This is a genomic window from Candidatus Alcyoniella australis, from assembly GCA_030765605.1.
GTDB classification, from domain to species: domain Bacteria; phylum Lernaellota; class Lernaellaia; order JAVCCG01; family Alcyoniellaceae; genus Alcyoniella; species Alcyoniella australis.
The window spans coordinates 1-12,063 of sequence record JAVCCG010000020.1 but is presented as its reverse complement, the minus strand read 5'-3'; the positions used below and the strand labels follow the sequence as shown (position 1 = coordinate 12,063).

12 protein-coding genes are annotated in these 12,063 nt (G+C 61.9%); 6 read left to right on the top strand and 6 right to left on the bottom strand.

Annotation, left to right across the window (positions count from 1 at the left end; genetic code table 11):
* The 6 genes from P9M14_02430 to P9M14_02405 form a co-directional block, all read right to left on the bottom strand.
* Positions 1-1,203, bottom strand: coding sequence for a type II secretion system F family protein (locus P9M14_02430; protein ID MDP8254584.1), 1,203 nt, complete (start codon positions 1,201-1,203; stop codon positions 1-3).
* 56 nt (positions 1,204-1,259) lie between these two features.
* Positions 1,260-2,378: a type IV pilus twitching motility protein PilT gene (locus P9M14_02425; GenBank protein MDP8254583.1), complete on the bottom strand. Its 1,119-nt coding sequence runs from the start codon at positions 2,376-2,378 to the stop codon at positions 1,260-1,262.
* Between the two features lie 57 nt (positions 2,379-2,435).
* Complete coding sequence (pilB, locus tag P9M14_02420) at positions 2,436-4,169, bottom strand: type IV-A pilus assembly ATPase PilB (protein ID MDP8254582.1); 1,734 nt, start codon at positions 4,167-4,169, stop codon at positions 2,436-2,438.
* 382 nt (positions 4,170-4,551) lie between these two features.
* Positions 4,552-5,991, bottom strand: a complete 1,440-nt coding sequence (locus tag P9M14_02415; protein ID MDP8254581.1) for a hypothetical protein — start codon at positions 5,989-5,991, stop codon at positions 4,552-4,554.
* Complete coding sequence (locus P9M14_02410; protein ID MDP8254580.1) at positions 5,988-6,749, bottom strand: methyltransferase domain-containing protein; 762 nt, start codon at positions 6,747-6,749, stop codon at positions 5,988-5,990. Before P9M14_02410 ends, P9M14_02415 begins: the two co-directional genes overlap by 4 nt.
* Positions 6,746-7,678 carry a selenium metabolism-associated LysR family transcriptional regulator gene (locus P9M14_02405; protein ID MDP8254579.1) on the bottom strand — a complete coding sequence of 311 codons (933 nt, stop codon included), beginning with the start codon at positions 7,676-7,678 and terminating at the stop codon, positions 6,746-6,748. Before P9M14_02405 ends, P9M14_02410 begins: the two co-directional genes overlap by 4 nt.
* Positions 7,679-7,861: 183 nt before the next feature.
* Between P9M14_02405 and P9M14_02400 the strand changes: the two genes are divergently transcribed.
* The 6 genes from P9M14_02400 to P9M14_02375 form a co-directional block, all read left to right on the top strand.
* Positions 7,862-8,125 carry an AtpZ/AtpI family protein gene (locus tag P9M14_02400; protein MDP8254578.1) on the top strand — a complete coding sequence of 88 codons (264 nt, stop codon included), beginning with the start codon at positions 7,862-7,864 and terminating at the stop codon, positions 8,123-8,125.
* A 44-nt stretch (positions 8,126-8,169) separates the two neighbouring features.
* Positions 8,170-8,574 carry an ATP synthase subunit I gene (locus P9M14_02395; GenBank protein MDP8254577.1) on the top strand — a complete coding sequence of 135 codons (405 nt, stop codon included), beginning with the start codon at positions 8,170-8,172 and terminating at the stop codon, positions 8,572-8,574.
* A gap of 61 nt (positions 8,575-8,635) precedes the next feature.
* The gene (gene atpB, locus P9M14_02390) at positions 8,636-9,481 is read left to right on the top strand and encodes a F0F1 ATP synthase subunit A (protein ID MDP8254576.1); all 846 of its coding nucleotides are present in this window, start codon (positions 8,636-8,638) and stop codon (positions 9,479-9,481) included.
* Positions 9,482-9,528: 47 nt separating this feature from the next.
* Positions 9,529-9,861 (top strand): ATP synthase F0 subunit C, encoded by a 333-nt coding sequence (locus P9M14_02385; protein ID MDP8254575.1) that lies wholly within the window; start codon positions 9,529-9,531, stop codon positions 9,859-9,861.
* A gap of 180 nt (positions 9,862-10,041) precedes the next feature.
* A complete protein-coding gene (locus P9M14_02380) occupies positions 10,042-11,574 on the top strand; it encodes a vWA domain-containing protein (protein MDP8254574.1) in 1,533 nt (510 codons plus the stop codon).
* Between the two features lie 116 nt (positions 11,575-11,690).
* The coding region (locus P9M14_02375; protein ID MDP8254573.1) for a hypothetical protein at positions 11,691-12,063 on the top strand (373 nt) is incomplete at its 3' end.

The following is a 12,063-nucleotide window of genomic DNA, read 5'->3' as shown; positions in this document are numbered from 1 at the left end:
TTAATCCATTACCGAGACCAGCTTGAAGATCGGCAGATACATAGCGATCATCAGCGTGCCGACGGTGCCGCCCAGGACGACCATCATGATCGGCTCGATCAGGCTCATCAGCGTCTCGACCGCCATGTCGACCTCGTCCTCGTAGAAGTCGGCGATCTTGGCCAACATCACGTCCAGGGCGCCGGTGCTCTCGCCGACGGTGATCATTTGGACCACCATGCCGGGGAACACGCCGCTTTCGGCCAGCGGTTCGGCGATCGTCTTGCCTTCGGCGATGCGGTCTTTGGTCGTGAGCACCGCCTTCTCGATAACTTTATTGCCCGAGGTCTTGGCCACGATATCCAGGCCGTCGAGGATCGGCACGCCGGAGGTAATCATCGTGCCCAGGGTGCGGGTGAACTTGGCGACCGCCTGTTTCTGCAACAGCGGGCCAAAGACCGGCAGCCGCAACGAGATCTTGTCCCAGGTCTCCCGGCCCTTCTCGGTCTGCAGGGCGTAGCGGATGGCCACCACGATGCCGATAATCAGCGGGATGAGGATGAACCAATAATCGCGGATGCCGTGGGAGAAGTCGACGAAGAACTGCGTCAGTCCGGGAAGGGCGTGGCCGAAGTCCTTGAACATGTTTTCGAACACCGGGATAACCCAGACCAGCATGATCACCACGACCAGCACCGCCACGCCCGTGACCGCCGCCGGATAGGCCAGCGCGCCCTTGACGCGCTTTTTAAGCTTCATCGATTTTTCGATGTAGGCGCCCAGGCGGTTCATGATCGTGTCCAGGATACCGCCGACCTCGCCGGCCGCGACCAGGGCGACGAACAGATCGTCGAACACCTTGGGGTGCTTGCCCAGGGCGCGGGCGAAGGTCGAACCGGCCTCGACGTCGGCCTTGATCTCGGCCAAGACCTGGGCGAAGGTCTTGTTCTCCTGCTGGCTGACCAGGATCTCGAGGCATTGCACCAGCGGCAGTCCGGCGTCGATCATCGTGGCGAACTGGCGCGTGAAGACCACGACCTCCTGTTCCTTGACCTTCTGGCCGAAGCTGAACAGCTGGATGTCCTTGGGCTTGGCCTTGACCTTGGTAGCCATGATCTGCTGGCTGCGCAGTTTGGCAATCACGGCCTCGTCGTTGGGGGCGTCCATCTCGCCCTTGACGATCGCTCCCGTGCGGCTCTTACCTTCCCATTTAAAGACCGGCATGTTCGGTTCCCCTGTCTAGCTGGCGCTGTTCGAACGCATCACAGTATATCATTGCATCAGGAACTGTTGCTACGCTGCTGTTTCTTGGTTTGCGGCGATGAGGTGGTCGGGATGCGTCCCTCGAGCATCTGCTGAAATTCGTCGGGCTCGTTCGAGCGGCCCTGGCCCTCCTTAAGCGAGATCAGCCCCTTCTCGTAGAGGCTGAGCAGGCTTTGGTTCAACGTCAGCATGCCGAATTTGGACTGGCCGACCTGCATCTGACTGTAAATCTGATGGACCTTGTCCTCGCGGATCAGGTTGCGGATCGCTGCGTTGGGCACCATCACCTCGCAGGCCAGTACGCGGCCGACCCCGTTGGCCTTGGGGATCAACTGCTGGGTGATCACGCCCTCGAGCACGAAGCTGAGCTGGGCGCGCACTTGCGGCTGCTGGTGCGGCGGGAAGACGTCGATGATGCGGTTGATCGAGGATACGGCCGAGGAGGTGTGCAGCGTGGCGAAGGTCAGATGGCCGGTCTCGGAGATGGTCAGCGCCGCGTCGATGGTCTCCAGGTCGCGCATCTCGCCGATCATCACGATGTCCGGGTCCTGGCGCAGCACGTACTTCAGCGCGGCGCCGAAGCTGTGGGTGTCGGCTCCGACCTCGCGCTGGTTGACGATGCAGCCCTTGTGTCCGTGGAGGTACTCGATCGGATCCTCGACGGTGATGATGTGCTGGTTGCGCGACATATTGATCTTGTCGATGATCGAGGTCAGCGTGGTGCTCTTGCCGCAGCCGGTGGGGCCGGTGACCAGAATCAGGCCCGAGGGGCGCTTGACAATCTCGTTGACCACGTTGGGCAGGCCCAGCTCGGATAAGCTGAAGCTCTTGAACGGGATCGTGCGGAAGGCGCCGGCCACCGCGCCGCGTTGTCGGTAGACATTGGCCCGGAAACGCGCCAGCCCCTTGACGCCGAAGCTCAAGTCGAGCTCGTTGCTCTCTTCGAAATGCTGTCGCTGTATGTCGGTCAGCACGCTGTAGCACAGTCGCTTGGTCTCTGCGGCCGTGAGCTGCGGCATGTTCAACGGTGTGAGTTTGCCGTCGATACGGTACTGCGGCGGGCTGCCGGTGGTGATGTGCAGGTCCGAGGCTCCGCGCTCGATCATGATTTTCAATAATTGATGTAGGTCAGCCATTTACGCTCCCTCAAAAAATTGCCCAGGCTGTGGATGCTGCGCGAGTCGAGCGATCCATCAATCGGTGGCGGTCACGCGGACCAGCTCCTCGATGGTGGTGACTCCCTCCTGGAGCTTGGTGATTCCGGATTGGCGCATTGTCTTCATGCCCAGGCGGATCGACTCGCGCTTGATCTCGGTTGTGCTCGCGCCGTTGAGCACGAACTCGCGTAGCTCCTCTTGCAGCGGCATCACCTCGTACAACGCGATGCGCCCCTTATAGCCGGTCTTCGAGCACTTCATGCAGCCGGCGCCGTGGTAGCACTGGGCCTTTTCGATATTTTCCTCGGGCATCTGGATGTCTTTGAGCACCTGCGGACTGACGTCCACCGGCTCTTTGCAGGCCTCACAGATCTTGCGCACCAGGCGCTGGGCCGCGATCAGCACCACCGAGGCGGTTACCAGGAACGGTTCGACGCCCATGTTCAACAGACGGGTGACCGAACCCGGCGCGTCGTTGGTGTGCAGGGTCGAGAGCACCATGTGGCCGGTGAGCGCGGCCTTGACCGCGATCTCCGCGGTCTCGAAGTCGCGGATCTCGCCGACCATTATGATGTCCGGATCCTGGCGCAGGAAGCAGCGCAGGGCCGAGGAGAAGTTCAGTCCGATCGCGTCGTGCATCTGCACCTGGTTGACGCCCTTGAGCGTGTACTCGACCGGATCCTCGGCCGTGGAGATGTTGTCGGCGATCGTGTTGAGCTCGGTCAGCGCCGAGTAGAGCGTGGTGGTCTTGCCCGAGCCGGTGGGGCCGGTGACCAGCACCATGCCGTACGGCTTGTGGATCGCCTCCTTGAAATGCTGTAGCGGCTCCTCCTCGAACCCGAGCTTGGTCATGTCCAGCTGCAGGTTTTCCTTGTCCAGCAGTCGCAGAACGATCTTTTCGCCGTAGATCGTGGGCAGCGAGCTGACGCGGAAGTCCATCTCTTTGCCCTTGGCGGTTTTGAGCTTGATGCGGCCGTCCTGGGGCAGCCGGCGTTCGGCGATGTCCAGGGCCGACATGATCTTCAGGCGCGAGGTGATGGCGTTTTGCAGCTTGCGCGGCGGGTCCATCACCTTGTGCAGCACGCCGTCAATGCGGTAGCGCACGCGGAAGTTCTTCTCGTAGGGTTCGACGTGGATGTCCGAGGCGCCTTTTTTAATTGCGTCGGAGAGGATCAGATTGACCAGCTTGACCACCGGAGCGTCCTCGCTGGCCTTTTCCAATTCCTTGATGTTGAACTCTTCTTCGTCCTGGATCAGTTCCAGGTCCTCGTCCTCGAAGTCCTGCAACACGTCCTCGAGGTCGGTGCCGTGGTCGGTCTCGTAGTAGCGGTCGATGGCCGAGACGATCGAATCCTCGGTGGCGACCACCGCCTCGATGTTGTAGCCGGTGAGGAACTTGATGTCGTCGATGGCCAGGATGTTGCTCGGGTCGACCATCGCCACGATCAAGGAGCTGTCGGCTCGCGATATCGGGATTACTTTGTATTTCTCAACGACCTCGCGCGGGATCAGTTTGATCACCTCGGGGTCGATCTCGAATTCGCTGAGGTTGATGCTCGGCACGCCGTACTGTTTGGACAGGATGTCCGCCAGCTCGCTCTCCTCGAGGTAGCCCAGCTTGCTCAGGTGGTAGCTCAGACGTCCGCCGGAGACCTTCTGCTCAGCCAGGGCGGTCTCGAGTTGCTCTGGGCTGATCAAGTCTTCCTGTACAAGAAGTTCGCCCAATTTTTCCTTGTGCTTTTCCTTGGAACCTGTCTTATTCTCCGGCATCCGCAATCCTCCTACTCCTCATCCGCAATGAGGGTAGACGTAAGAGAAAAAAATTACACAACCGGTCCGCGCTACCTAACGCGTCGCGTCAGCGATGCGTGGAACACCGGCTATCATCCTCCTGATCGCTCAATTCTTACAGCACGCACCTCCGGGGCAAGCATATACTGCTTCACTCCATCTTCCCCGTCCTTACAGCATCTTGCGCGTCCTGCCCACGCAGCACGAGCAGTTATACAGGTCGACGGTTGAATGACAATAACCTTGTCATGGCGTCCCTGCCTTGTCAAGAAGAAGAAAAGTACGTTAATCGACTAAAATCCGGGCATTTGAACGCCCAGTTCGGCAGGACGTCGGTGGTTGTGTCCCGGTCCGGACGATATCAATAATCCGGGCCCAGGCGCGATTGGGCGGTTTCACGTCCCTGGCGGGCGATGCGCTCCAACTCGGACATACCCAGGGCCGCTGCCAGCCCCTCGGCCGCGGAAAAGTGCCAAGCCGCAACGGCCGGCCGCTCGAGGCGCAGCTCGATCGCGGCCATGTCGTTGTATACATGTGCCAATAGCAGCAGGTTGGGGCTGATCAGCGCCAGGTCGCGGGCCCGCGTGTAATCGTCCAGCGCCCGGTTCAGGTCCCCCTCCTCGCGCCGCAGGTCGCCGCGGATCTTGGCCACCAGGGCCCGGCTGCGGTTGTTGTCCGCCTGCACGTAGTCTTCGTCGGCCAGCCGCAACCTGGCCAGGGCTCGCCGGGGCCGGCCCAGCTCGATCTCCACGGCGGCGAGGTTGAGTTCGGCGTCGCCGCGCTGCGTGTGAAACGGGGTTGCCTCAAGCAGTTTCACCGCGCGCTGGGACAGCTCCTGGGCCCTGTCCAGCCGTCCGTCGCGTGCGTAGAGGTCGGCCATGTCGCAGATTACCCGGCCCTGCAATTCGCGATCGTCCAGCGCGGTGGCCAGTTCCAGGCTGTTGAACAGCATCATTTCCGCGGCCTCGCGGTCGGCCGAGAGGCTCATGATTTGGCCGCCGATGTCCAGCAGCTCGGCGCGCGCCGCGTCGTCGCCAATCTCCTCGGCCACGCCCATCGCCATTTGTACCAGCTCGCCGGCGAGCTGCAGATCGCCGTTGCGCAACGAGACCCGCGCGACCATGGTCAGCGCGAACAGGTTGCGCGGATCGCGCGTAAGCATCGAGTCGCAGAGGTTTACCACGTCCGAGTCGCGCCCCTCGACGAACAGTTTGCGGCATTGCTGGGGCAGCCGGTGCTCCGCGAGGGTCAGTGGGTCCGGAGCGTTGGCCAGCTCCCACAGCGCGCGGCTTGGGTCGCGGCCGATGAAGCGCGCGAACTCCACGATCGCCGCGGCGCCGATCAAGTGCACGTTTTCCAGAAAGCCCGCACCGGACCAGCGCTGCTGCCGGCCGTCGCGGCAATCCACGAACAGGAATCCCAGCTCGGTATGATTCAGGTCGCTGCGATAGCTGCCGACGATTAGGTAGTCGGCGTCGGACTCGCGTCCCAGGGCCGCCAGCCGCGCCGGGTCCGCGGGGACCGTTTGAGTTTGGGGTGCGCGGTTGCGGGCCGCGATCGTGCGCTGGAGATCCAGCGGCAATACGCCGTCCACCTGTGGCAGCAGTAGTTGCAGCGCGTCGTACAACAGCATTCGCTCGGGGCCGGGATGCGCCGGGTCGGCCGCGTTGACGAACGGCAGCAACAGTACACTGCGAGCCGCAGTGGGCTGCGGTTTGGGTGGGCAGGCGCACAGTGTCAGGGCCAGGACCAGCACCGCGGCGATCAACGCGGCGCGGGCCGTGGGCCGAGGTCTGATCATTTGCGTCCGGCCGCGAAGAACAACGGCATGAAGACTGTGGCCCGGCCCTCTTGGGCGGCCTGTGCGAACTGCCCGGCCCACTGGTCGAGAAGCTGCTCGCGCTCCGGGCCCTTGCCGCCGAGCAGCGTGCGCACCGACTCGATTTCGGCTGCGGCGTGCTCGCGCGTGCGCTGCTCGTCCCAGGCCGATTGAACCACGCCGCGGATCACGCGTTCGAATCCCGCGTCCTTAAACAGCTCGGGCAGCTTGCGACCGATGCGCGGGTCGGCCCCCTGGCGCACCAGCTCGCGCTCGGCCTCGCCGATCAACCAATCGCCGGGGTTGTACAGCCCGGCGCCGTAATCCGGCTCGGCCAGGGCCGCGACCCAGCCGCCGCTACGCGTCACGCGCCGCATCTGGGCGATCAGTTGCGCGGGATCATCGGCCCACATCAGCGTCAGGTGGGCGCAAACCAGGTCGAACTCGCTGTCGTCAAACGGCAGCGCGTCCGGCGCGCATTGTTCGAAGCGCAGAGCGGGGTATTCCTGCACTGCGATCTGGAGCACCTGCGGATCGACGTCGCAGCCCACGGCGCTGCCGCGACACGAGCGGTTGAGCTCCGCGGTCACCGCGCCGCCGCCGCAGCCCACGTCGAGCACGCGCTCGAGGTTGCCGATGCCGACCATGCGATAGACGTGCAGCCTGCCGCCGCGCGAGTATTCCAGTTGTCTGCGATATTGCTCGATCAGCGCGGTATTGCCCTTGGGGATCGGGCTCAATGCGCTGCGTCCTGCTGTTCGGACGCCACCTTGGGCGGGTTTAGCCGCTGGGTGAGGAAATCGATGAACGAGTCCAGCAGGCTGCTGGCGCTACGTCCCTTGTGCGTCACCAGGTAGAAGGAGCGGCGCAGGTGGATGCCCTCGATGCGGACCATGCCCAGCGTGCCCTGAACAACGTCGTCGTCGATCGCCCAAAGCGAGACGATCGAGATCCCCAGGCCGGCCTTGATCCCGCGCTTGACCGCCTCGGTGTCGCTGAACATCGCGGTGACGCGGAACTCCCGGGGGTTGTAGCCGCCCTCGACCAACGCCTGGTCGACCAGCCGCCGCGTGCCCGAGCCGCGTTCGCGCATGATGTACGGCTGCTTTTTAATATCGTCCACCGAGACCACCGAGCGATTGCACCACGGGTGGTCCGGCGGCAAGGCCATCACCAGCTCGTCCTCGACCAGCGGCACGAACTGCAATCCGGGCTCGGCCAGCTCAAAGCCGATCACCCCGGCCTCGAGTTTGCCGCGCAGCACCGCATGGCCGATCGATTCGGAATAGCCCACGTTAAGCCGGATCAACGGCTGGGGATGTAATTTTTTATAGTCTGAGATCGCGTCGGGCAGCAGGTAGGTGCCGGGCAGATGGCAAGAGCCCAGGCTCAGCTCGCCGTGGCTCGCACCGTCGAGCAGGGCGATTTCGCCCTTGGCATCGGTCAGGCACTTGAGCACGCGGCGCGCGTAGCGGTAGAGCACCTGGCCGGTCTTGGTCGGCAGAACCTCCTTGCCCAGCCTGTCCAGCAGCTTGGTTCCCAGCTCGGTCTCGAGCGACTTGATGTGCGCGCTGACCGTGGGTTGGCTCAGACCAACCGAGCGAGCGGCGCGCGAGAAACTTTTTTTATCGACGATGCTGCAGAAAACCTGCAACTGTCTAATGTCCATCGACATGCCCCGCATCGTGTAAAGGATGAGTCCCATTGTCATTGATGATTTATTATTCGTCAATCGAGATTATAAATAGCCGCCGCCGGCGTGCCGGCGTTGATGCTGGACCTTTGGTCCACAATAGCGTAGAAGATCACAGACCGTCGGCGATGAAGGTTGGGCACAGGAGCTGTCGAACAGGTGGAAAATGAAAGCCGAGACATGTGGCGCAAGGCCGGCTCGCTGGGCGCTGTCGGCCTGGAAATGGGCATTGCCGTGGCTTTCGGCTACTTCATCGGCAACGCGCTGGACGACTGGCTGGGCACCTCGCCGTGGCTGACAATCTTTTGGGTGATCGCCGGCGTGGGAGCGGGGTTCAAAGCGCTGCTGATGGCGACGCGTAAGGCGCGCAAAGTCATGGAATCGCCTGCGGACGACAATTCGGATAAGGACCTAAGCGATTGATTTCAAAGCAAGAAATACGTCGCGTAACTACTATTGAATTTATCATGCTGTTCCTCTATATTGTCACGGCTTTGATCACGCTCTGGTTGTGGAACCTACGGGCCGCAACAAGCGTGCTGGTCGGCGGCACTCTGGCGGTAATCAATCTTGATCTTTTAAAACGGATTATCCTGGTGATTCTGTCCGGCCCGGTTCAGGCCAGCGGAATTTTCGGCGCGTTCTACTGGGTGAAGTTCGCCGCGTTATGCGCGGTGATCTTCTTCGTGATCATCAACGGTATGGTCAGCCCGGTTCCGATGGTAATCGGCTTTTCTTCGTTGCTGGTCGCGATCACGATCTACGCGCTGTATTACCAGATCCAACTGATCAGGCAAGAGCAGTCCGAGGAGGACGATGAGCTAGACGAGGGCCCGGTAAGCCCGGACCACTTTGCCGACTACAAGGAATGATCCGAACGGGAGGATGCGGGGCACGCATAAAGCGCACCCCATTAATGGATAAAAGGCAGCGATGAGAACGCACAAAACAATCGCGATAGTAACTACGGCTCTGCTGTTGTTCCTGCTCGCCGCGCCGATGGCCCTGGCTTCCCAGGGCGTGAGCAACGCGCTGCAGGACTTCCGCTCCTCGCCCAACGACACCCACGGCCTGATGCTGCTCAACTTCATTCCGGGCGTCAACCAGATCGTCAAGCATGTGGTGGCCGCATCGATCATGTTCACGATCCTGCTGCTGATCTCGGTGTTCGTAGGCCGCGACATCCGCCGCAGCGGCGACCAGCTGGTTCCTTCGCGCCACTTCGGCCTGCGCTCGTTCGTCGAAATGCTGATCGAGGCCGTGCTGGGCCTGATGCGCGACATAATCGGCCCCGACTACAAACGCTACTTCCCGCTGATCGGGACGCTGGCATTCTTCATCCTGTTCAGTAACGTGATGGGGCTGGTCCCCGGGCTGTACACCTCAACCGACAACATCAACACCAACGCGGCCATGGCCCTGACGGTGTTCTTCTCCTACCACTACTGGGGAATCCGCGCCCAGGGATTCGCCAAATACATGAAGCACATGGCGACCGGCGGCGTGGAAGGCGTCATCGGCTGGGTGCTGATGCCGCTGCTTTTCCCGATCGAGATCATCAGCCATCTGGCCCGTCCGCTGAGCCTGACACTGCGTTTGTTCGGCAATATGTTCGGTGATCACAAGGTAATGGCGATGTTCGTCGGGTTGATCGCCATTCCCAATCCACTGCCGGTTCCGTTTTTCGCGCTGGGGTTGGTGGTGGCGGTAGTGCAGACCCTCGTGTTCTGCCTGCTGGCATGCGTCTACATCAGCCTGGCCACGGCTCATGAAGAATAAAAAAGACAGTTAATAATGGTATCTGGCGTATTAAAGGAGGAACGGTAATGAATAAGCGATTTGCGACGATCATGCTGGCTGCGATGATCGGCGTACTGATGTTTTCCACGGTCGCGATGGCCCAGGAAGAGGGCGCTGAGAAGCTCGACCCGATGGTGTTGAGCATGGCCGCATTGGCCGCCGGACTGGGTATCGCCATCGCCGTCCTGGGCGGAACCATGGGACAGGGCCGCACAATGGCCTCGGCCATTGAGGGCATCGCCCGCAACCCGGGCGCCAGCGGCAAGATCTTCACGCCGATGATCCTCGGCCTGGCACTGATCGAGTCCCTGGTCATCTATTCGCTGATCATCAGCTTCATCCTCGTCGGCAAACTGTAAACGAGGCTGAAACCTACGATCGATCGGGCGGCGTCCGCGACTGCGGGCGCCGCCTTGTTCTATTTCCCGCCTCTGTGCCGGCCGCGCTGCCCGCGGCATATGAAATCGCCCACAATACAGGGTAGAGTGTCCTCGCAATAACGCGAGAGTTGACACCGTGTGCGCTCCAGTAGAACCATCATGAACAATCCGGACCAAACACCTCAGCCCGCGTTCGAGCAATCCTGGGAAGAGTTCTACGAGCTGATCTCCGGGATCGGCGCGTTCATCCCCCCGGCTTTTTGGGAGATTCTTAAAGCGGCGCGGGTGATTTTCACCCCGGGCAACGCGGTCAGCGACGCGCTGCGCCCAAGCTTCGGCGCGCTGATCGAGGGCCGACAGCACGAGCGCGAGCGCGACGTGGTGCCGGTGTTCGTGCCGGTGTTCGACTATCACAGCCCGGAGCCGGTCTATAAGCGGATCAAAGGGGTCGAGCAGCTGGACAAGGTCAATCCCACGGACATGGCGCTGCTGGACATGAACGAACTGATCATCAAGGCCCAGGATCGCGAGCTGTACGTGCGGGTGATGGACCCCAAGCAGTCGCGGGTGCGGCGCGACGAGATCAAGCCGGTGCGCACCTCGCGCGACAAACAGCGGCTCAATCCCGCGGCGCAAAAGCTCTACCTGCTGATGGACATCTCCTATTCGATGCGCGAGCGCTCGCGGCTGATCTACGCCAAGGCGCTGCTGCTGGAGTACCTGCGCTCCAAGCGCAATGGCGATTCCTGGATCTTCTTCCGCGCCTTTGACTTCCGCGTCTACGAGCAGGTTTCGGCGCGCCGCCGCGAGGATTACAACCGGCTGATCAACGCCGTGCTCTTTGCCGAGACGCGCGGCAAGGGGACCGACATCCGCGCCGCGCTGCTTAAGGCGATCGAGGACATCCGCCGTGGCGGCATGTACCTCGACGCTGAGATCGTACTGGTCACCGACGGCATCGATCGTTTCGACATCCGCGAGATCAAGAGCGCACTGGGCGGCACGATCAAGCTGCACACCTTCAAGATCGGTTGCGACTCCCAGGAGCCCGTGGCCTCGGAGCTCAAGCAGATGATGGAGGAGGACGGCACCCTGAGCGACCTGGACTCCGCGGCGCGCAAGTTCCAGCTCAACCTGCGCAACGACTTCGCCGACATCTCAAAGACCTTTGTCGAGCTGCCCGATTTGCGCCGCAGTTTTTATCGGCTCGACGCCGAGGCCTACGATTTTATTCGCAAGAGCGTGCAGCGGCTCTCGACAATGAACAGCGCCAGCCTGGACACCGAACAACGCTTCGAGCTGTACTGCCGCGCCTCGTTTCTCGCCGACTTCGTGCGCTTTGTGCTCGGCGAGGGCGGGGGAGCCCAGGGCGAGCGCCTTTCCGAGCTCGAGCGCTCGTTGCAGATGCTCGAACAATTGCTCGAGGCGCTGCTGGGCGACAAACAGTTGCTGCTGCGCGTGGCTCAGTCGGGCAATCGCAGCCTGATCGGGAACAAGCGTTTCCGCGAGCGAGCCCACACCGAGGGTCTGCGACTGGAGCAGGAGCGCGACCCGATCTACGACGACCGCAAACTGCGCCTGGCCCTGGGTCTCAAGCGCCGTGCCGGCAAGCAGCAAAAGCGGCGGCTGTGGGAAGTGCTGATGATATTGCTTAGGCAGATTGCCGGTGCTTTCAAATCTCGTAGACGTTGATCGACGATCCTCTCCGCTTCCGCGTGTGCTGGTACCCTCGCAAGCTGCCGCTGCGTTGCATTGTACGGTCCGGCCCACCACAATAGATCGCGCTGATTGCCGATAACCGGGTAAAGATGCAGAACAAGGTCCTGACAGGACAGCAGTCGTTCGAGCAGTCGTGGGAGGAGTTCAGCGAGCTGATCTCGGGCCTGGGGATGTACGTGCCCCCGGCGTTCTGGGAGATCCTCAAGGTGGCGCGGGTGATCTTCGGCGCGAGCAACGAGGTCAGCGAAGCGTTGCGCCCCTCGTACAAAGCGCTGGTCGAGTCGACCACCAGCCGCGACCGCGACGTGCTCACCGTGCACGTGCCGGTGCTCAATACCCATAGCCCCGAGCCGAAGTATCGCCGGATCAAGGGCGTGCACGAGCTGCACCTGGTCAACGACACCGACATGGCGCTGCTCGACTTCGACGAGCTGATGATCAAGGCCCAGGACCGCGAGCTGT